A 20302-nucleotide genomic window follows, 5' to 3' on the forward strand; every position below is an offset into this window, starting at 1 on the left:
TCTATAAGTTTCACCATTTCGATACCATCGCCACCAAGTTTTTACCTGTGTGCTATTTTTGATATTTAATGCTTCCATAATTTCTTTTACAGTATATCAAGCTTCTTTCATTTCAATCGTTTTATATTTTGTTTCTATTGAATAAGACATTATTTTCATAGAAAAAACACCTCCGTATGATTCATTTTAAATGAATTCAACGAAAGTGTTTTTATTTTATTCCCACTAATTGGGGTCAGTTCAATTACTGCAAAGGGGTTGTTTACGTTCTGAAGTTGGGACAGTATGTCCCAGATCTTTTTGTTATATATTAGCACTATTAATAGTGAAGTTATTCAATTGTTTTTTAACTGATACGTGTACGTCTATTTCTAAAGAACAAACTTATGATAACAAGAGCAACAGCACAACTTAATAATATTAAAGCATTATGGATGGCATCTGCTTCTATCAATACGTTACTAGGCTTAACTGTTATATAATATTGGCTCATAGAATTCGCGATACGACTCGCAATATTTTTGATTATAATAGAAAAACCAAATGTAATGACTAACATAATAATCATGATAAATAAATTTATGATTTTTAAGACAGTACGATTAAATATTAGGATGAAAATTGTGAAAATTAAACTTAAAATAATCGCAATAAAAAAAATATAAAAAATGAAAATTAAAGTATCAATAATAGAATGTAGATTCTCTATGTTGTCTATATTAATATTCAAATTTGAAATATTGTTTAAGGTGTCTTGAAAATGAGTAATTTGGCTAAAAGTAATTTGTTCGTCAGCCAACACTAGATTAACAATTGGATCATTATACATACTATAACCTGTAATTGCTAACAGTATTAAAATAATAATATGAATAATTAGGCTAACCCATGATTTTTTCTTTTTTTCTGCATATTGTGCACCTCTTTGCATAGGAGCGGTCGTTAAAGTATGTTCAAAGTTTTTGAAGTGATGTGTGTCTTTGGCCATATGTTTTCCTCCTATTATAACACTGTATTTTCTAACTTTATCATTTTAATGTCAGGTTTGTTATAATATAAAATAACTTAATATAAATTGGTATAAAAATAATTAATATTAAGTACGTGGACAATCGAGTTGTTTAAATATAGTATTAATTATAACTGTTTTGAGCAAATAAGTATAAAATTATTAGTGTCTTATTACAAGTTACTTCTAAAATTACAATAAAAATATTAAAATATAATTATTTATAAACAAAAAAGTAGGATTGATAAATTAATGGAACTTAATTTAATGAATAGTGTCATAAAAAAGTATTTATTGCATAATAGAACGATGAAATTTGATAATGATGAGGCGCTACAACAATTTTTGGAAAAACGAAGAACTAAAAATCAAGAAAAACATAAACAACCAGAAAGTTTAAATGTAAAGTCTAATTTAGAAAAACAAGATTTTCAAGGCATGCAAGTATTTAGATTTAATTTTAGGCATAATAACAAACAAAAATTGCTTTATATTCATGGTGGCTATAATGTTTTACAGCCATCTGTATTTCATTGGCGTTTTATGGATAAATTAGCTTTAAATACATTACATGAAGTAATTATGCCTATATATCCTAAAGCACCTATTGCACATGTTCATACTACTTATCAAGCTATTATGGACTTATATGATTCATTATTAAAAGAAGTAGATAGTAAAGATATTGTAATAATGGGTGATGGGACTGGCGGTAGTTTAGTTTTAAGTTTTGTGCAACAGTTATTAGCGCAAAATAAGCCAACGCCTAATAAAATATATTTGATTTCGCCATTGCTAGATGCTGAATTAAATAATGACGTTATAACAGAAGGTATGGAAAAGCGTGATAAATTAATTAATAAAGAAGGAATTAAACAAGTTTTACAATGCTGGGCCGGTGATTTAACTTTAAATCATCCTTTAATATCACCGATTAATGGTGATTTAACACAATTGCCTCCTGTATATATGTTTGGCAGTACTAAAGAAGTGTATTATCCAGATATGCAAAAACTTGTAGAGTTGTTGGAATTTAATCAGCGTGCAATACATTTTTATCCATATAAAAGAATGGTCCATGATTTCCCGCTATACCCAATTCGACAATCACATAAAGCAGTAAGACAAATTGTAGCTTCGTTACAAGATTAACTTTGATGTTGATTATAGTTAGTTAAGTGTGCGAAAGCTACAAATTAATAAGAAGTGTGTGTTGAACTACAGAGCACTCTCGACAATTGAAAAAGTTTTAGACATGTATACAATCATGGCGTTATTGTTTGATGAAAGCGGTCGAAAAGCAATTGTAAAACAAATTGGTTTTTGGCAGCGTGAATTTAGATTTCGGAAGTAAAATAAATGACTCGATAATTTTTATATAGAGATTATCGAGTCATTTATTTTGTCATTAATTATTATAAAGTCGAAAGGTGATAGATATGATATTAAAAGACTTGAATAATTCTATAGATTATATAGATGAAAATTTAACTAAAAATTTGAGTTTGTCTGATATAGCGCATTTTGTTGGTATACCTGAGCAACACTACAGAAATTTATTTATATTTCTCACTGGTATAGGCTTATCTGAATATATAAAAAAGAGAAAATTATATTTTGCTAATAAAGATTTATTGGATAAGAAATCTGTAACAGATGTAGCTATAAAATATGGATATTCGATTGATGGTTTTACAAAATCCTTTAAAGAATGGAGTGGATATCTACCATCTCAAATATATGAAGACCAAGTTTTAATTTCATATCCAAAACTTTCATTTGCTATTAATGTTAAAGGAGGAATAAATATGAAAACTAGAATTGAAGAATTACCAGAAGTTAATATAGTCGGATTTAAAAAGCGTGTTTCTATGCAATTTGAAGGTGTTAATAATGAAATTGAAGAATTAGCAAATAGCATTACTAGTGATCAAAATAAACAAATGCACTATTTACAAAATATTGGACCTAATGAATTTATAAATGTTTCATATAATGCTGATGAAGATTTTACTAAGGAAGAAGGATTTTTAACTCATATGATTGGTGTTTTGACAACTGAGAATAATATAAGTAATCAGTTTGATGTTATAAATATTGATGAAAGTAAATGGGTAGTCTTTGAAAATGAGGGTGAATTCCCAAAAGTGTTACAAGACACATATGCTAAGATCTTTTCAGAGTGGTTACCAAAAACAGAGTATAATTTAGCTGATATTCCAATGTTTTCTTTTAGTAAATTTAATGATTCTAATAGAGAAACTGCTTACAGTGAAATTTGGATTGCAGTTAATCATTGATTTAGAGATTTTATGATAGCCGAATTTAAGGAAGAACAACAATATAAAATTAAGAAGTCGATTTTTATGAATAAAAAGAGAAAAAATTCATTCAAGTCAAATCATAGAATATGAAAATTCAAATTTTACTAAAATTGGATAGATACTCTAATAGCTGGTTAAGATTCCGATTTGGGAGTTTTCTCAACCAATATTAATTTTTGATACTATCACAATTATAGGGAAGCTTAATAATGCTCAGAGACTATCTGTATATTTTGAAATACTGAACACTAAATCATTTTATTGTAAATAGAAGAAGCTGAAATCACATTGATAGATTTCAGCTTCTTACTTTGTATTAGTGGCTATTAATAGTTAATTTTCACGTATTAGCGCATTAATATTGTCGATAATAAACTTTTGTCCTTTTAATTGATAAAAAGTAGCTAATTGTGTGTCAAATTCGTCAGGTATATCTAATAATTTGCTGAATTGTTCTAACGCTCTGCTATAAGATTCATCAGTTTCGATAGCATAATCAGTGAAAATTTGTATGAATTTTTCATCTGTTGAATAAGTTTGAAGCAAAGTATTAATAGCATCTATTGCCTTTTTTTGACCTTGGTAGTAACTTATATCAAATCCGCGCTTTAATAATTTCTCAGTAGGGCCATTTATTACTAAAGCTTTAGATTGATTAAGTTCACTTAAAGCTACTTTAACATTATCAAAATAGTCATATAACTGTAGGTTTACTTGTTCAGTTATTGGATGTTCCATTGTATCACCTCATTTATTTTGGTATGCCAATTTGATGACCGAGCTGTTTCGGCCAATCAATAGTAGCTTGTTGTTGCTTATAAAGTGTTAATTGATTGTAATATGAATCTGGAAAAGGACTGACCTTTTTGGTAGCGCGATCTATGCCTAGCATCATAGCTTCGTTAGTTGCAGCTACAGACCCGTCATCCTTAATAAGCATTGCGAAAAAGTGTACACGTTTAGCATCAAAATCATACAAATACAAGTGAATAGTAAAAGTATCGCGTAATTTAAGTTCTGACAAATAGGAAGTTTGTTCTTCGGCAGTAAAGATAGTGAAATTTAATGTTTCACGTTCAGCCAATGAAAGACCATGTGTATAATTGAATTGATTAATTGCGGTACTAAAGACACTATTGTAATTAGCGTCATGCATATGTTGATTGTGATCAATCATGTCGTCACTAACTGTATAAGTGACCGTAAAAGCGCCTGTCATATTTCTGTCAACTCCTATAAAGTTTAAAATGAATTGTTAACTATATTTTACTAAAAATAGTTTAAACATACATCTAATGTGTTTCATGATAAAATAGAGAAAAGTCTTTTCGGGAGGTAATCATGACACTTACTATTCGTTTTCAGACTATTGATAACAAAATAGCAACAGCGCATCATATTGTACAAATTCCAGCAGATGCTCGATTTGTTTGGTATGATTTTAATCAACCTTCCGAAGATGAAAATAAGTTATTAGCAACACATTTTAAGTTTAATCAATTGGAAATTGATGATACAGTTAATGAAACACCTAGAGCAAAATACAAAACATATCAAACATATCAATATCTAGTCATGCATGGCATTCGTAGTGCTGATCTAGGACCTAAAGCATTGAATATATTTATTCAACATAACGTCTTAGTCACTTATCACCATGAAACACATCAAGTATTAGAAAGCGTTGTTGATTATATGCAAGCGAATAGAAATGAACAGCTGATAAGCGCACATATGGTGTTGAAAATACTAGATAGTTTGATTGATGATTACTTTGATTATACGTATAATATAGAAGATAAAGTTTATGAATTTGAAGACACTCAAGTTAATGATGTTTCAAATCAACAAATCATGGATGATGTGTTTAAATTACGATCTGACGTTATTAAACTAAAGCGTTTAGTATATCCAATGCAAACACTCATTATAGATTTGAAAGAAGATCAAGTATTATTTACTGATCATCAAAGCGAATTATATATACAACATGTTGAAGATCATATCATCAAACAAGAGAATATTTTAAAAGTATCGCAAGAGATGACTAATGAAATAAGAGAAAATTATGTGTCTTACACATCATATAAAATGAACAAAATAATGGAAGTGTTAACTTTAGTTTCTATGGTATTTTTACCTTTAACACTCATAGCAGGCATATATGGTATGAATTTTCGCTATATGCCAGAATTAAATTGGCATTATGGTTATTTTATAGTATTGTCAATAATGTTAATCATAACTATTGTATGTATTTGGTATTTTAAAAAAAAGAGATGGTTTTAAGTTAGTTTGAGTTATTTGCAATATGAACCATCAAGATGAAAGTGGGGACGAAAGTGAGCGACTTTAAACGAGAACAAAGAAAGAATGATCATGTAGAAATTGCTATGGCGCAAACTGATGCTAAATTATCTGATTTTGATGAAATGAGATTTGTACATCACTCCATACCCGATATCGATGTTAAAGATGTCGAACTGACAAGTGAATTAAGTGATTTCACTTTAGACATTCCAATCTATATCAATGCTATGACAGGTGGTAGTGATTGGACAAAGCAGATTAATGAAAAATTAGCTGTTATTGCACGTGAAGCGGGTCTAGCAATGGCTGTAGGTTCTACACATGCAGCGTTACGTAATAGTAAAATGGCTTCATCATTTAGTGTAGTAAGAGAGACTAATCCAGAAGGAATTATCTTTAGTAATGTGGGCGCTGATGTCCCTGTAGACAAAGCTATAGAGGCCGTTGACTTACTCAATGCTCAAGCGTTACAAGTCCACGTGAATTCACCACAAGAGTTAGTTATGCCAGAGGGCAATCGTACTTTTTCAACATGGATGGATAATTTAGCTCGTATTGTTTCACGTGTTGATGTACCTGTTATAGTCAAAGAAGTTGGTTTTGGTATGAGTAAAGAAACAATACGTCAGCTTCAAAAAATAGGAGTGCGCTATGTTGATGTTAGTGGTAGAGGTGGCACCAATTTCGTAGATATTGAAAATGAAAGACGTTCACTTAAAGATATGAATTATTTATCAAATTGGGGTCAAACAACGGTAGAATCATTACTAGAAAGCACATCTTTCCAGAAAGATATGAATATTCTAGCTAGTGGTGGGGTACGTACGCCATTAGATGCAGTGAAATGTCTAGCGTTAGGTGCAAATGCAGTTGGAATGTCACGTCCGTTCTTAAATCAAATTGAAAATCATGGTATTACCGAAACATTAGAATATGTCGACCAATTTGTAGCACAAATTAAAACGATAATGACGATGCTTAATGCAAGAACAATAGAAGATTTAAAACAATCTCAACTCGTTTTTAGTCCAAAGTTAGAATCTTGGATTAACCAAAGACAGTTGGAGTTATAATGAAATAAATTAATAATAGAGCTTGGAACATAATCAATGTTCCAAGCTCTATTTAATGTCATTAAAAAGCAATTATCTCCAAGTATCTTGAGGGGGTAACATATCAGATTTTCTCATATGTGAAACATACGGGTTTCCTCGTACGGTATAACGCAATGGTTTATAGGTCCAATCGCCTTTATTTGGAATGCCAATGCGACGGCTTGAAATTATTGCTTGAGGATATTTGCGATTTTTGGTATCGATTTCTAATCTACCTTCATTCAGTTTAGAACCATCTAAATATCGAGGTATATTGAAGGCTTTAGTCCATTTACCCGGACCATTTGTTAAATCTATACCACTTTTACCTCGATTTGCTGTCATAGCTTCTACACCTTCTTCAGGTTCAACTGCACGAATAAGTACGCCTTCTGGAATATTTTCCAGTTGTGTTACAAAATTGATAAGCAAATGTGTATGCATAACGTGAGCATAGATTGTACCACCTTCTTTATAAAGTGATTCTACTTTAGGAGTACGTTTGCTATTAAAACCATGAGCTGCTTGATCAACTACACCTAAATATGCCTCTGTTTCGACTATATAGCCACTATAGGTTTGCTGTTTGTCATGGTATAGTACACGAACACCTAATAAATCTTTTGCAATCGTTATTGTATCTCGCTGTATAAAGTCCAAATGTTAGCCTCCTTGTTAATCATTATAATTAATGCAAAAATATTTGTAAGTTAAATGTTTTCGATAAATATATATAGATATAAAAATGTTTGGTATACTATCTAAAATAAACAATTTAAGATATCAAGATAATCAAATTATTGTACTTTAACATAATATATTAAATTGTAGCTGCAAGCAAAGAAGTTAAGCAGCTATATAACGTGCTTAATTTACTTATTTAGGAGTGGAATGATGACACAAAAAATCAGTTTTGGCAGGGCATTTAAATTGTTTTGGCGTAATTATGTTAATTTTACAGGACGATCGAGACGAAGCGAATATTGGTATATGATTATTTGGCACTTAATTTTCATGGTTCCAGCTATTGTAATTGGTGTAATTAGTATACTTTTAATAATTATGGGAATAGTAACAGAGGCCGAAGCCATGACAGCTGTAGGCATAGTATTATTACTATTAATGATAGGTTATGGCTTACTATACGGCATTGCAACATTTATACCTAATTTAGCACTACAAGTAAGACGTTTTCATGACACGGATAGAACGATGTTCATACCTATTTTAGCGTCAGCACTAGGAATAACATTTTATATATTTGTTAATACTATCAATTTAATGGATCCAAATTTTGAAAACGTATCAAGTTGGGTTCTATTAAGTTTCATGTACATAACGATCCAGATACTAGCTATTTATCAAATAGTAATATGTTGTTTCGATAGCGTTTCGAAAAATAACAAATACGGCGTGTATCCGAAAGATATGATTAAACATGAGGCTAGTGTTTATCATAAGGATGACTACTAACTGGATTAGACAAAAGCATTTATCAACAAAGAATTCACTGTGATAAATGCTTTTTATTGTAAAAGTATAAAAATCAATAAGCTTAACATAGATAATAAAAAATAGAAGGAGTAGTTGCGTAATGACATTGCAAATCAATGGTGTCACAAAAAAATATAAATCGGTCACGGCAGTTAATGATATATCTTTAAAGTTAGAAAAAGGGAAGATGTTAGGATTTTTAGGTAGAAATGGGGCAGGTAAAACTACGACTTTTAGGATGATCTTAGGTTTGACCCCCATTACTGAAGGTTCCATCACTTACAATAATCAAATTATAGATAAAAAATTGTACGATAAAATTGGCTACCTACCTGAAGAACGTGGATTACATCCTAAAATGAAGGTATATGATGAATTGTTTTATCTTGCTACGTTAAAAGGTATGAAATCTCAAAAAATCAAACAAGCTATTGATTATTGGTTAACACGTTTTGATATTGTCCAAAATAAAGATAAGAAGATTGAAGCTTTATCAAAAGGTAATCAACAAAAAATACAATTATTGGCGAGTATGATTCATGAACCTGATTTATTAATATTAGACGAACCTTTTAGTGGGTTAGACCCAGTCAATGTTGAATTATTGAAATCAGCAGTACAAGATATGAACGACAGCGGCACTACTATCATTTATAGTTCACATAGGATGGAGCACGTAGAAGAATTATGTGATGATGTATGCATTATGAACCAAGGTCAATTAGTAGTTGCAGGACCGATTGATGAAGTGAAAAAAAATCATGGCAATAAGCGTGTAATAATAGAAACGGACGCTGAAATGTCTGAGATAGATAGTATTCCAGGTGTTAAAGAAGTTACGAGAACAAAACGAGATATCAAAGTTGAAATTGACAATGAAGCAGTGGCAACAGAAATTTTTGATATTGTAACTTCTTATGGCTTTGTGAAACGGTTTGAAGTGGTGGAACCATCATTAAATGAAATTTTCATTGAAAAAGTAGGTGATTATAATGGATAGATTTTTAGCTACTTTCAAGTTGACTTATATAAATAAAGTTAAAACTAAGTCATTTTTAATTTTTACTGGATTAGTAGTATTGCTTATTTTAGTAGCTGCTAACGCAAATAAAATTATAGATTTTTTCGATGATGGACCAGATGAAATTGGTGTTGCTACAACGAACAGTGACATATATAAAGTAATAAAAGAGCAAGGAGACCATATAAATAATGATGCCAAATTTACTCGAGTCTCTTCAGCAGATTTAAAAAAACAAATCAGGTCAGAAAAACTTAATATGGGTTATGTCATTACCGAAGAGAATAATAAATTGACCGCTAAAATTTTAAGTAAAGATTCTGTAGACCAAGAAGATAAACAAAACTTAGAGACAGTATTGACGACAATCCAAACTCAAATGACTGCGGCCCAACTTAATTTATCACAAGCTGAGTTAAAGGAACTACAAAGTAAAAGTAAAGTTGAATCAGAAATGGTGTCAACAAATAAAGATGATACAAAATTAAGTGAAGCACAAAAATCATTTAATATTATTGTAGTTTATGCTGGGCTTATGCTTATGTTCTTTATTATTATTAATTATGCTAGTCAAATTGCCATGGAGATTGCTACAGAGAAAACATCGCGTGTAATAGAAATGATTATCACTAGTGTTTCGCCCATCACACACATTTTAGCTAAAATTACAGGTGTCATTGCGGTAGCGTTAACTCAAATTGCGATATTTGTCTTAGTAGGTATTCTAGCCTTTTTCGCTTTTGATATGAGTGAGATGTTACAAGGTTTTGAAGTTAAACCTAATGAGTTAACACTTCAAATAGTTATTGTAGGAATTATTAATTTGATTATTGGTATACTATCATATGTCATCTTGGCCGCTATACTAGGCTCTATCACATCTCGTATTGAAGACATTAATCAAGCGTTAATGCCTATGACCTTAATAAGTATGATAGCGTTCTACGTTTCCTTATATAGTGTAATGAACAATGATACGCTATTAACGAAAATAACAAGCTTTATTCCGTTATTTTCACCATTTGTAATGTTTGTGCGTGCTGCTTCACCAGAAGTACAACTTTGGGAAATCGTTGTTAGTATTGTGCTCGCAATTATAGTAACTATTATTTTATTATGGATTGCTATTAAAAGCTATAAGGATTCTGTCCTTAGCTTTGACAAAAGTGCTGCTACGGCAATGAAAAAAGTGTTTGGTAAACGATAATTCAATTTATTAATTTGTAAAAATTTACAAATAGTATAGATTTATTTTGAAATTAATTGTTACAATGTATTTAACTAACAGTAAAGGAATATGAAGCAAAAATTAAGCTTTTACTTAGCATCTCGGTTTAAAGTCATCATTGTGAAATCGTTCAATACAGACGACATGTTTTAGGAAAGGGCATGTAAGTGTGTGTTAAGCTTGCTATAATAAGTATCATGATTTTATTGTTAAACAATTTCTATCTAATTATCGACGTCAACAAGTTGTCTTTAGGCATTGATGTAGGTGTTAGTCTGAAAGGGAGTAATTGAAGATGTTTGCTACAGTTGAAAAACAAAGAAATGGGATAGTACTAATTAATATTGATAATGAAGAAACCAAGATAGTCTTTACTAATTACGGTGCTCGTATAGTATCTTGGAAGTATGACGATAACAGCATTGTGTTAGGAAATATTGTGGAAGCGGATGAATTCTACGAACCTAATCCATTTTTCTTTGGGGCTACAGTGGGACGATACGGTGGCCGCATTGCTAACGCTACATTTGAGTTAGATGGTAAAACATATCATTTAGAGCACAATGATGGTGCTCACAATATTCATGGGGGTACTAACGGTTTAGATTCACGCTTTTTTGATTATCAAATTGAAGAACAAGTTGGTCAGATTAAAATCATTTTTACAACCCAAATTAAAAGTACAGATGATTATTTCCCAGGTGATATTGAATTAAAAGTTATTCATACTTATGATATGGATCATAAATGGACGATAGAATACGAAGCAACAACTACCGAAAAAACACTATTCAATCCTATGAATCATGTGTATTTTAATTTAAATAGAGACAATAATATGATTGATAATCATTATATAAGTAGTAATAAATTAGCAATGTACCCATTAGGTGAAGACAATATAGTTAACAGTACCGATACTATAGATTTGTCTACTATATTTAATAGTAATAAGATTCAATTTAAAGAGCTTTTTACAAGTGAAAATCCTAAAATCAAACAACAAATGGACATGTTTAATGGTGTTGATCATCCTTTTGAAGTTGAAAATGGTGAAATGGCAGTAGAAAATAAACGTTTTGTATTACAAGTAAAGACAGATATGCCGAATATTGTTATTTTTACTTTTAATGATACTAGTAGTTGGGATAGTGACTTCAATATTTATAAAGCACATTCTGGTTTTACATTGGAAACACAATGTATCCCTAATGATATAAATCTTTATGGTGACAAAGCACCGTCTATTATTACACCAGATCAACCATATTACTCTAAGACGTCATATAAAATATTTGAAAAAGCAGACATTTAATAAGTAAATGAGTATTATAAGACACGATTAAAATAAAACACTTTAAAAGAAGCTTGAGCAAAATGTCGCTCGAGCCTCTTTTTTTTATGCAATAAATGATATGTACTTTACATCAGCTTTCATTTAGATAAGTTAGCAGAACGGTAGCATTAATTAATAGTAACAATCGCGCAGTAATTTTATAGTTGTTGAGCTTTGGTTAATAATCGTTGTAATTTGTCGATACGTGCGGTTGTTAAATAAGGGTTTTGAAGTGCATAAGTTAATTTAGAAATATTATTGCGATCATTATACATAAGGTGATTGAGCTCAAAAACAGAAAGCAACGTATCATCAGGAGCTTGCTGAATTAAATGTAAGTTATCATCTGGAGCGACATAGCCCTCTTTTAACACTCTAAAATAAAATCCAGTTCTTCCTGAACTAGACATACGTTTTACTAAATCTGGAATTTGATATTTCGTTTGAATTTTCCAACAAGGTTCTCTTATTTCAGAAACTTCAATGATTGCAGAACCGAGTTGGTATTGATTACCAAAGTAAGTTGTCTTTTCATCCATATGTTTAGCAGTTAAATTTTCTCCAAACATCGCGTAATCTGGTAATTCTGTGATATCATCTTGCCACATTTGATAATTTGATTTACTGAATAAGCATAATGCTTTGTCTGGACCACCATGTCCTTTATAAGCTTGTTCATCGTCGCAAAAACCAGTTGTCGTAAGCCAGCATGTATCTGTGAATACTGTTTTGTTTAAAGCAGATTGCATTTGCTTTTTACCGTATGTGAGGGTTTCGATTTTACCAGTTGAAATGGCATTTAATTCATAAATCATAGTGTAACCTCCTTGTATCGTTACGCTTTATTGTATAGGAAGAAACGGTAAAATCATAGATGAAAAAAATAAACGCTTAAATTGAGTGAGCATCTACTGGAAGTTTTCAGTTGGCTGTTTTTAGTTTATATCTATATCTTTTAAAAATTCTAATGTACAATGATATTAAAAGAATGGTTATAAAGGGGCAACAATATGAATAAAAAACAGTTGAAGATAAGTACATTTAGTGATGCTTTAAGCCAAATTACAGATGGTATGATATTGGGTATTGGTTCTGGTTCAACGATTGAACTCCTTGTACCTAAAATTGCTGAAAAAATTGAGCATGAACAACTGTCAATTACTGGCGTATGTACTTCTAACAAAACTGCATATATTGCAAAAAATTTAGGTATGCATATTATAGATGTAAATGATGTTGACTATATTGATCTCGCTATTGATGGTGCAGATGAAGTGGATCCACAGCTTAATTTGATTAAAGGTGGCGGTGGAGCACTATTTAGGGAAAAAGTAATAGATGCTATGGCAGAGCGATTTATTGTTTTAGCAGATGATTCTAAGTTAGTGGATTATCTTGGTGAAACATTCAAATTACCCGTAGAAGTTGATAAATTTAATTGGTTATTAGTGGCTAAGAAAATAGAGGCTTATGGCCAATTACAAGTGGAAAGACGACTGGCTAATGACATTCCATTTGTTACGGATAATGGTAATTATATATTAGATATAACGCTAAATCATACAATCGATCCATATGAGATGCATGAGTTTTTAATTCACTTAGTAGGTGTATTAGAGACTGGATATTTCTTAGATGTCACAGACCAAGTAATTATTGGCACACAAAATGGTGTAAATATTATTAATAAATAAAGAAAGCATGTGTTTTGAATAGTTGTATCAATAACTATTTCAAAACACATGCTTTTTGTATTGTAACTATGAAATTATCTTCGATTACGTCGTTTACTTTTCAAAAAGAATGATGAACGTTGATTTTGAGTTTCTGTGTTGTCGTTTGTAGGTTCATCATCTGTTGATGTTTGACTTTCATCTTCGTTAAGCGAAGGTTCTATTTCTTCTGATTGATGCAGTTGATGAGATGTTGTTTCAGTATCATTAGCGACATTTTTCGCAATGTTGTTATCTTGGCTAGCAGTAGCTACTGTTGATGAAGTATCGTCATTTTCTTGATGAGTAGAATTCATTTCATCTTGCTCATCATGAACGGTAGACGATGTATCGGCAGAAGCTGGTTCATAGTCATTTGTTGCTTGTTCAGTTTCTGCTGGCGTGTCATTCACATCTAAATGTGACTCGTCATCTAGGTGATCCATATAGTTATTTTCTTCAATTTCATCTAAGTTTCTTTTCGTGAAGAAGTATAATATAACTCGTATAATCATAGTAATTAGTAAGTATACAACACCAACTGCTACAGTTGATAAGGCAATCACTTTCATAGCAAAGACATTGCCTAGCTCTTCATTAAATAAAAATACTAAGCCAAATGACATAACAAAGTGGAACAGTGTAGCAATATAAATTGTTCTACCTTTCGTACCTCTAATTAATTCGCCAATAATCATTGAAAAAGCGAATGTATATAAGAAGTTATATGCAGCGAATGTCATACCGAAACTAAGGTTTAAGTTCCAGATTGAATATAGAATCCCTACAAGAATTGATGCGAAAAAAGTATAAATACGATTTTCTACAATGTTTTGTAAGTAAGAACGGAAGCCAAATTCAATTAACATTGCTGTGATTAATTGTCCGATAATTACAGTAGTTAGAGAAACGGAAAAGTCTTCTGCTTGTAATAAAATAAAACTATCAGCAAGAATATTAAAACTAACCATTGCAACTGCTAAAATAGTTAACGGTAAAATTAATGCTAAAAGGATACGTTCTATTGTTTTTAAACCAATGGTAAATTTTAAACCGCCTAATTGAAGACGTTTATGTTTGAAAATTAATAAACAGAATAGAGCACCGATAAATGGAGCAATAGCTGTTATGTCAAATACGAAAGATTTATAAGGTAAACTACCTTGGAAATCTTTGAGTATAATAGGTAGTACGTATGCAATGATAAAGAACAGGAATACAATCATTGCCCACTGAAAACCTGGTATACGTTTATTATTCATTTATGTAACCTCCATAATAGGTATGAAAAAAATCATTTAATGGTAATTATACAGATTTAGCTGTTAGAAATAAATCATTAATCAAAAATATCATTGAAATGTAATAGTTCTGATGATTTATTCATATAAGTGAAACAATTTGTATTGTAATCAATGCATTAAACGCACATTGTAACGGGTAAAAGAAATTTAGGAATTGAATTCAAAAAAATGTAAGCGTATACTTTAATTGTTCATTTAGTTTTTAAAGGGGGAGAACTATGTATAAGTTACCTGATACTGAGCTTTGGACTGGCAGAACAGATAGTGCAACAAATCAAGAACACTTTAGGCATTTCCAAACAATAAAGTTTGGTGATTTAACACAACAATTAAATATTAATGAAAAACAAGGTGTTGGATTATTAGGTTACGCTGTTGATAAAGGTGTAGAGCTTAACAAAGGTAGAATGGGTGCTAAAGAAGGACCAGATGCTATAAGGAAAGCTTTTGCCAATTTACCTGATCTTAGTCAATGTTCCATTTGTGATTACGGTAATGTTGAGCATCATGAGAGTCAACTAATAAAAACACAACAAGAGTATGGCCATTTAGTTGCAGAATCTAATAGTCGCCATAAGCAAACGTTTCTCTTAGGTGGCGGTCATGATATAGCATATGCGCAATATTTAGGCGTGAGAGAAGCGTATCCAGATGCTTCAATCGGTGTTATTAACATTGATGCGCATTTTGATACAAGGGAAGAGCAGAGTTCTACTTCGGGTACAAGTTTTCGACAAATATTAGAAGAAGATGATAATACTGCATATTTGGTACTTGGTATTCAACAAGGGGGCAATACAGCAGCACTATTTAATTATGCGGATGCTAAAGGTATACAATATGTATATGCCGACGAGTTATTACACCAATTATCACCACCAATTAAAGATAAAATAGAACGTTTTATACATCATCATGATGTCATTATGTTCACAATATGTATGGACGTCATTGATAGTGCCTTTGCACCAGGAGTCAGTGCTACAGCAGTGCTAGGACTTTATCCGAACCTAGTATTAGAAATGGCCAAAAGAATTATACCTAGCGAAAAGGTTTCAACGATTAGTATCGCCGAAACCAATCCTCAATATGATGTTGATAATAGGACAGCAAAATTAACAGCTAACTTTTTCCATCACTTTATTTTATGACGTTCCAATAATCTTTACAGTGATCTACCAACGAAAGCACACGTTCAGAGTGCTTTCGTTTTTTGTAATAATTAATAAAAATTGTGCGCCCAAGTTTTGGTTTAATCTCAATTGCATCTAAATTGTTAGCATTGAATGACTGATAATAAAATCTTGGAATAACAGCGTAACCTAAACCACGATGTACAAAATTTGTAGCAGCTTCAAAACGGTCAGCCTCAATAACGATGTTAGGATGAATATTCATACGCATGAAATAATCATCTAAATGTTTGCGTACTTGTAAACCTTTAGAAGGTAATATTAGTGGTAATGATTTGATAATAATTGTACGTTGTTGTTTAAAAGCATTTTGTGGTGTAAGTAAGACATACGATTCTTCATATAATGGAATAGACTGTATGTCTTCATGAGTGATTTGTTCATTGGTTAAAGCTAAATGTGTTTCAAAATTTAACAAGTGCTCTAATATAATCGCTTGATCATGTACTTCCGAGATTTGATAAGTTTGGTTTGGAAAAGTTGAACGGTGTGTCGTTATGATTTGAGATACCCATTGATTTGTAGATTCCAGAATGGAAAATTTAATTTTAGGGACTTCACTAATATTTAAATCATGCATTTTCTCCATTGTTTGATGGTAGTTTTGTACTAGGTCAACAGCATAGTTATAAAATTGGATACCTTTTTCTGTAATTTTGATATCTTTTGTCGTACGCGTAAATAAATCGTAGCCTAAATCTGCTTCCATTTTTTTGATCGTAGCTGTTAAAGAAGGCTGGCTTATATGTAAAAATTGAGCAGCTTGTGTAAAGTTATTGTATTTTACTATAGCTAGAAAATACTCTAGTTGAATTATTTTCATATACATAACACTCCTAACGTTTATTTATAGTTTTAAGTTATGAATCATTAGTTTATTAATATTGGTTATCTATAAATAATCATAATATACTTAAGTCATAAGGTACATAAATTTTATCTGTTGTAAACACAAAGCATATTAATAAGGGGTTTGCTTTCTGTAGTCGCTGGACATGACTATACATGACAACTGTAATTAAACAGAGGAATGGAGTGGAATAAATATGAGAAAAATCCAAGCTAAAAAAGGGTTAGATATTGAATGTAAAGGTTGGGAACAAGAAGCGGTATTGCGTATGCTGTATAACAATTTAGACCCAGAAGTAGCAGAGCGACCTGAAGATTTAGTTGTCTATGGCGGTATTGGCAAAGCAGCTAGAAATTGGGAAGCATTTGAAGCAATTGAAGAAACATTACGTAATTTAGAAGCGGATGAAACTATGTTAGTCCAATCTGGTAAACCTGTTGCTGTATTCAAGACACATGAAGAAGCACCAAGAGTATTACTGTCAAATTCAGTATTAGTTCCTGAATGGGCGAACTGGGAGCATTTTAATGAATTGGATAAAAAAGGATTAATGATGTATGGACAAATGACAGCTGGTAGTTGGATATATATTGGCTCTCAAGGAATTGTACAAGGAACTTATGAAACGTTTGGTGAGTTAGCGAACCAACATTACAATGGTAAATTAAATGGAACGGTAACACTCACTGCAGGACTAGGTGGCATGGGTGGTGCTCAACCATTAGCAGTAACTATGAATGGTGGTGTCGTAATCGGTGTCGATGTCGATGAATCTAGAATCGATAAGCGAATTGAAACGAAATATTGTGATGTTAAAACGGACAGTTTAGACGAAGCGCTAAAATTAGCTGATGAAGCAAGAACGGCTGGCCAACCATTATCTATTGGTTTAATAGGCAATGCTGTTGATGTTCATAAAGCAATTTTAGATAAAGGTTTTAAAATTGATATTATCACGGACCAAACAAGTGCGCATGACCCATTAAATGGTTATATACCACAAGGGTATTCAATAGAAGAGGCAAAAGCACTTAGACAGAAAGATCCTAAAGAATATGTTAAAAAATCTGAACAATCTATGGCACAGCATGTAGAGTTAATGCTAGCATTTCAACAAAATGGTGCTATTGCATTTGATTATGGTAATAATATAAGACAAGTTGCATTTAATAATGGTGTAAGTAATGCATTTGATTTCCCAGGATTTGTTCCTGCTTATATAAGACCGTTATTTTGTGAAGGTAAAGGGCCATTTAGATTTGCAGCATTAAGTGGAGATCCAAAAGATATTGAACGTGCAGATGAGGAAATGAGAAAATTATTCCCAGATAACGAAAAATTAAATCGTTGGCTAGACTTAGCAACGGAAAAAATTGCGTTCCAAGGGTTACCATCTCGAATTGCATGGTTAGGTTATGGTGAACGTGCAAAAATGGGAGTTGCATTAAATAAATTAGTACGTGATGGCGAGATTTCGGCACCTGTTGTCATTGGTCGTGATCATTTAGACTCTGGTTCAGTAGCTAGTCCTAACAGAGAAACTGAAGGTATGCAAGATGGATCAGATGCAGTTGGTGATTGGGCTATTTTAAATGCACTTGTGAATACTGCTGCAGGCGGTTCTTGGATTTCATTCCACCATGGTGGTGGCGTAGGAATGGGCTATTCTCTACATGCTGGTATGGTCGTAGTCGCAGATGGTTCAGAACGTGCAGAAAAACGTTTAGAACGTGTATTAACAACTGATCCAGGCATGGGTGTTGTGAGACATGCAGATGCTGGATACGACAAGTCTGTAGAAGTGGCAAAAGAGAAAGGTATTCATATTCCAATGATTACAAAAGAGGTGACACATAATGAATGATTTAGTTATTCAAAATATTAAACAGTTAATTTTACCAAAAAAAACAGACAAACCATTAAAAGGGCAAGAGTTAAATGACTTAGAACTCATTGAAAATGGGACAGTTGTAGTTAATGATGGCAAAATTGTTTATTCTGGTCCTTATACTACTGAATATGAAGCGACAGAGACAATTGATGCTAGTGATAAAGTGGTATCACCTGCGCTTGTTGAAGCACATACGCATTTAGTACATGGAGGTTCTCGTGAGCATGAGATGTCTTTAAAAAGACAAGGTGTATCTTACTTAGAAATTTTAGAACAGGGTGGCGGTATTTTAAATACAGTAGATGCCACTAGACAAGCGAGTGAAGCGGAATTATTCTCTAAAGCTGAAAAAAACTTATTAACTATGGTTCAACATGGTGTGCTTACAATTGAAAGTAAAAGTGGATATGGCTTAGATAAAGAAAATGAATTAAAACAATTAAAAGTATCCAATCAATTAGCTGAGAAATATAATTTAACTATGAGACATACATTTTTAGGGCCACATGCAGTGCCTAAAGACGCAACGTCTAATCAAGCATTTTTACAAGAAATGATTGACTTATTACCAGAAGTTAAACCATATGCTGACTTTGCCGATATATTTTGTGAGACAGGCGTCTTTACTATTGATGAGTCTAAAGCATATATGGAAGCAGCTAAGCAACAAGGTTTTAAAGTGAAAATTCATGCAGATGAAATTGATCCATTAGGTGGTTTGGAATTAGCTATTGATGAACAAGCGATTTCTGCAGATCATCTTGTAGCATCTAGCGAAGAAGGCAAAGCAAAATTACGTGATAGTGATACTGTAGCTGTGCTATTACCTGGAACAACGTTTTATTTAGGTAAGGAACAATATGCAGATGCACGTGGCATGATTGACAATAATGGTGCTATTGCTATTGCTACTGATTTTAACCCAGGAAGTTGTGTTACTAACAATTTACAACTTGTCATGGCTATTGCTTCCTTAAAATTAAAGCTTTCTGCAAATGAAATATGGAATGCAGTAACTGTAAATGCGGCTAAAGCCATTGACGTTGATGCCGGAACTATTGATAAAGGTGACAAAGCGAATATTGTCATTTGGGACGCACCTAATCATGAATATGTTCTTTACCATTATGGTATTAATCATGCTTCTAAAGTTATAAAAGACGGCAAAGTTATTGTAGATAATCAATATCAGTTACAAAATTAATATAAAGAGCTATGGGACAAGCATAATCATAGCATGTTATTGAAGCAACGATAAACATGTAAATGATTTATGCCTGTCCTATTTTTAATGTTAAATTTTAAATTCCGCTAACTATGATAATATAAAGAACATAAATTAATTTACATAGTCTCTGTTTAAAACTACGAATGGGAGTAATTTAACGTTTTAACATGTGCTTGTTGGAAAAAATAGCTTAGCTTTTTAACGAGCAAGTTTAAACTATTCGTTATTACTTCTTGCTATAATAGGCTATAGTAAATAAAAGCGATTGATTTAGTCGGTTATTTAATAAAAGTAGTTATGTGTATAAA

General features: G+C 31.7%; 19 protein-coding genes and 1 pseudogene. 12 read left to right on the top strand and 8 right to left on the bottom strand.

Features of this window, described 5'->3' with window-relative positions:
• Together JVU85_RS08265 and JVU85_RS08270 are read right to left on the bottom strand one after the other, a co-directional pair.
• A pseudogene (locus tag JVU85_RS08265) lies at positions 1-159 on the bottom strand (helix-turn-helix domain-containing protein); the annotation flags it as partial.
• 187 nt (positions 160-346) lie between these two features.
• The gene (locus JVU85_RS08270; RefSeq protein WP_002510305.1) at positions 347-988 is read right to left on the bottom strand and encodes a hypothetical protein; all 642 of its coding nucleotides are present in this window, start codon (positions 986-988) and stop codon (positions 347-349) included.
• Between the two features lie 273 nt (positions 989-1261).
• On the opposite strand from JVU85_RS08270, the gene JVU85_RS08275 reads away from it, so the two are divergent.
• Positions 1262-2161 carry an alpha/beta hydrolase fold domain-containing protein gene (locus JVU85_RS08275; RefSeq protein ID WP_002510304.1) on the top strand — a complete coding sequence of 300 codons (900 nt, stop codon included), beginning with the start codon at positions 1262-1264 and terminating at the stop codon, positions 2159-2161.
• 287 nt (positions 2162-2448) lie between these two features.
• Positions 2449-3309 carry an AraC family transcriptional regulator gene (locus tag JVU85_RS08280; RefSeq protein ID WP_107376761.1) on the top strand — a complete coding sequence of 287 codons (861 nt, stop codon included), beginning with the start codon at positions 2449-2451 and terminating at the stop codon, positions 3307-3309.
• Between the two features lie 357 nt (positions 3310-3666).
• Here the strand turns inward: JVU85_RS08280 and JVU85_RS08285 are convergent, their stop codons facing one another.
• A complete protein-coding gene (locus JVU85_RS08285) occupies positions 3667-4071 on the bottom strand; it encodes a hypothetical protein (protein WP_021459714.1) in 405 nt (134 codons plus the stop codon).
• A gap of 13 nt (positions 4072-4084) precedes the next feature.
• Positions 4085-4552 (bottom strand): thioesterase family protein, encoded by a 468-nt coding sequence (locus tag JVU85_RS08290; protein WP_021459713.1) that lies wholly within the window; start codon positions 4550-4552, stop codon positions 4085-4087.
• 122 nt (positions 4553-4674) lie between these two features.
• On the opposite strand from JVU85_RS08290, the gene corA reads away from it, so the two are divergent.
• Positions 4675-5622, top strand: coding sequence for a magnesium/cobalt transporter CorA (gene corA, locus JVU85_RS08295; RefSeq protein ID WP_021459712.1), 948 nt, complete (start codon positions 4675-4677; stop codon positions 5620-5622).
• Between the two features lie 53 nt (positions 5623-5675).
• A complete protein-coding gene (gene fni / locus JVU85_RS08300; protein ID WP_021459711.1) occupies positions 5676-6716 on the top strand; it encodes a type 2 isopentenyl-diphosphate Delta-isomerase in 1041 nt (346 codons plus the stop codon).
• 72 nt (positions 6717-6788) lie between these two features.
• Here the strand turns inward: fni and JVU85_RS08305 are convergent, their stop codons facing one another.
• Positions 6789-7397 carry a DNA-3-methyladenine glycosylase gene (locus JVU85_RS08305; protein ID WP_002510298.1) on the bottom strand — a complete coding sequence of 203 codons (609 nt, stop codon included), beginning with the start codon at positions 7395-7397 and terminating at the stop codon, positions 6789-6791.
• A 234-nt stretch (positions 7398-7631) separates the two neighbouring features.
• Between JVU85_RS08305 and JVU85_RS08310 the strand changes: the two genes are divergently transcribed.
• From JVU85_RS08310 to JVU85_RS08325, 4 genes are all read left to right on the top strand, one after another.
• Positions 7632-8210, top strand: a complete 579-nt coding sequence (locus JVU85_RS08310; protein WP_100218114.1) for a DUF805 domain-containing protein — start codon at positions 7632-7634, stop codon at positions 8208-8210.
• 121 nt (positions 8211-8331) lie between these two features.
• Positions 8332-9231 carry an ABC transporter ATP-binding protein gene (locus tag JVU85_RS08315; RefSeq protein WP_103388524.1) on the top strand — a complete coding sequence of 300 codons (900 nt, stop codon included), beginning with the start codon at positions 8332-8334 and terminating at the stop codon, positions 9229-9231.
• Positions 9224-10459: an ABC transporter permease gene (locus JVU85_RS08320; RefSeq protein ID WP_002510295.1), complete on the top strand. Its 1236-nt coding sequence runs from the start codon at positions 9224-9226 to the stop codon at positions 10457-10459. The genes JVU85_RS08315 and JVU85_RS08320 overlap by 8 nt, the downstream gene beginning before the upstream one ends.
• A gap of 316 nt (positions 10460-10775) precedes the next feature.
• The gene (locus JVU85_RS08325; protein ID WP_021459706.1) at positions 10776-11795 is read left to right on the top strand and encodes an aldose epimerase family protein; all 1020 of its coding nucleotides are present in this window, start codon (positions 10776-10778) and stop codon (positions 11793-11795) included.
• Between the two features lie 179 nt (positions 11796-11974).
• Here the strand turns inward: JVU85_RS08325 and JVU85_RS08330 are convergent, their stop codons facing one another.
• Positions 11975-12628 carry an MOSC domain-containing protein gene (locus JVU85_RS08330; protein WP_031266797.1) on the bottom strand — a complete coding sequence of 218 codons (654 nt, stop codon included), beginning with the start codon at positions 12626-12628 and terminating at the stop codon, positions 11975-11977.
• A gap of 198 nt (positions 12629-12826) precedes the next feature.
• Between JVU85_RS08330 and JVU85_RS08335 the strand changes: the two genes are divergently transcribed.
• Positions 12827-13510 carry a ribose 5-phosphate isomerase A gene (locus JVU85_RS08335; RefSeq protein WP_002510292.1) on the top strand — a complete coding sequence of 228 codons (684 nt, stop codon included), beginning with the start codon at positions 12827-12829 and terminating at the stop codon, positions 13508-13510.
• A 74-nt stretch (positions 13511-13584) separates the two neighbouring features.
• Here the strand turns inward: JVU85_RS08335 and sdpC are convergent, their stop codons facing one another.
• Positions 13585-14790: a peptidoglycan release complex CPBP-like subunit SdpC gene (gene sdpC / locus JVU85_RS08340; protein ID WP_002510291.1), complete on the bottom strand. Its 1206-nt coding sequence runs from the start codon at positions 14788-14790 to the stop codon at positions 13585-13587.
• A 260-nt stretch (positions 14791-15050) separates the two neighbouring features.
• Here sdpC and hutG point away from each other — a divergent pair, with 260 nt between their 5' ends.
• Positions 15051-15983: a formimidoylglutamase gene (hutG, locus tag JVU85_RS08345; protein WP_167867844.1), complete on the top strand. Its 933-nt coding sequence runs from the start codon at positions 15051-15053 to the stop codon at positions 15981-15983.
• On the opposite strand, the gene JVU85_RS08350 is transcribed toward hutG, so the two are convergent.
• Positions 15973-16848, bottom strand: a complete 876-nt coding sequence (locus JVU85_RS08350) for a LysR family transcriptional regulator (RefSeq protein WP_002510289.1) — start codon at positions 16846-16848, stop codon at positions 15973-15975. The genes hutG and JVU85_RS08350 overlap by 11 nt on opposite strands.
• Positions 16849-17071: 223 nt before the next feature.
• Here JVU85_RS08350 and hutU point away from each other — a divergent pair, with 223 nt between their 5' ends.
• Both hutU and hutI read left to right on the top strand, forming a co-directional pair.
• A complete protein-coding gene (hutU, locus tag JVU85_RS08355; protein WP_002510288.1) occupies positions 17072-18739 on the top strand; it encodes a urocanate hydratase in 1668 nt (555 codons plus the stop codon).
• Positions 18732-19970 carry an imidazolonepropionase gene (gene hutI / locus JVU85_RS08360; protein ID WP_002510287.1) on the top strand — a complete coding sequence of 413 codons (1239 nt, stop codon included), beginning with the start codon at positions 18732-18734 and terminating at the stop codon, positions 19968-19970. Before hutU ends, hutI begins: the two co-directional genes overlap by 8 nt.
• The last annotated feature ends 332 nt before the right edge of the window (positions 19971-20302 follow it).

The organism is Staphylococcus sp. GDY8P72P, assembly GCF_016890655.1.
Lineage (GTDB): Bacteria > Bacillota > Bacilli > Staphylococcales > Staphylococcaceae > Staphylococcus > Staphylococcus arlettae.

What these genes read in the sequence shown, in the direction of transcription:
- JVU85_RS08270 (WP_002510305.1), bottom strand. Translation starts at nt 988, where the DNA reads ATGGCCAAAGACACACATCACTTCAAAAACTTTGAACATACTTTAACG.
- JVU85_RS08275 (WP_002510304.1), top strand. Translation starts at nt 1,262, where the DNA reads ATGGAACTTAATTTAATGAATAGTGTCATAAAAAAGTATTTATTGCAT.
- JVU85_RS08280 (WP_107376761.1), top strand. Translation starts at nt 2,449, where the DNA reads ATGATATTAAAAGACTTGAATAATTCTATAGATTATATAGATGAAAAT.
- JVU85_RS08285 (WP_021459714.1), bottom strand. Translation starts at nt 4,071, where the DNA reads ATGGAACATCCAATAACTGAACAAGTAAACCTACAGTTATATGACTAT.
- JVU85_RS08290 (WP_021459713.1), bottom strand. Translation starts at nt 4,552, where the DNA reads ATGACAGGCGCTTTTACGGTCACTTATACAGTTAGTGACGACATGATT.
- corA (WP_021459712.1), top strand. Translation starts at nt 4,675, where the DNA reads ATGACACTTACTATTCGTTTTCAGACTATTGATAACAAAATAGCAACA.
- JVU85_RS08310 (WP_100218114.1), top strand. Translation starts at nt 7,632, where the DNA reads ATGACACAAAAAATCAGTTTTGGCAGGGCATTTAAATTGTTTTGGCGT.
- JVU85_RS08315 (WP_103388524.1), top strand. Translation starts at nt 8,332, where the DNA reads ATGACATTGCAAATCAATGGTGTCACAAAAAAATATAAATCGGTCACG.
- JVU85_RS08320 (WP_002510295.1), top strand. Translation starts at nt 9,224, where the DNA reads ATGGATAGATTTTTAGCTACTTTCAAGTTGACTTATATAAATAAAGTT.
- JVU85_RS08325 (WP_021459706.1), top strand. Translation starts at nt 10,776, where the DNA reads ATGTTTGCTACAGTTGAAAAACAAAGAAATGGGATAGTACTAATTAAT.
- JVU85_RS08335 (WP_002510292.1), top strand. Translation starts at nt 12,827, where the DNA reads ATGAATAAAAAACAGTTGAAGATAAGTACATTTAGTGATGCTTTAAGC.
- sdpC (WP_002510291.1), bottom strand. Translation starts at nt 14,790, where the DNA reads ATGAATAATAAACGTATACCAGGTTTTCAGTGGGCAATGATTGTATTC.
- hutG (WP_167867844.1), top strand. Translation starts at nt 15,051, where the DNA reads ATGTATAAGTTACCTGATACTGAGCTTTGGACTGGCAGAACAGATAGT.
- JVU85_RS08350 (WP_002510289.1), bottom strand. Translation starts at nt 16,848, where the DNA reads ATGAAAATAATTCAACTAGAGTATTTTCTAGCTATAGTAAAATACAAT.
- hutU (WP_002510288.1), top strand. Translation starts at nt 17,072, where the DNA reads ATGAGAAAAATCCAAGCTAAAAAAGGGTTAGATATTGAATGTAAAGGT.
- hutI (WP_002510287.1), top strand. Translation starts at nt 18,732, where the DNA reads ATGAATGATTTAGTTATTCAAAATATTAAACAGTTAATTTTACCAAAA.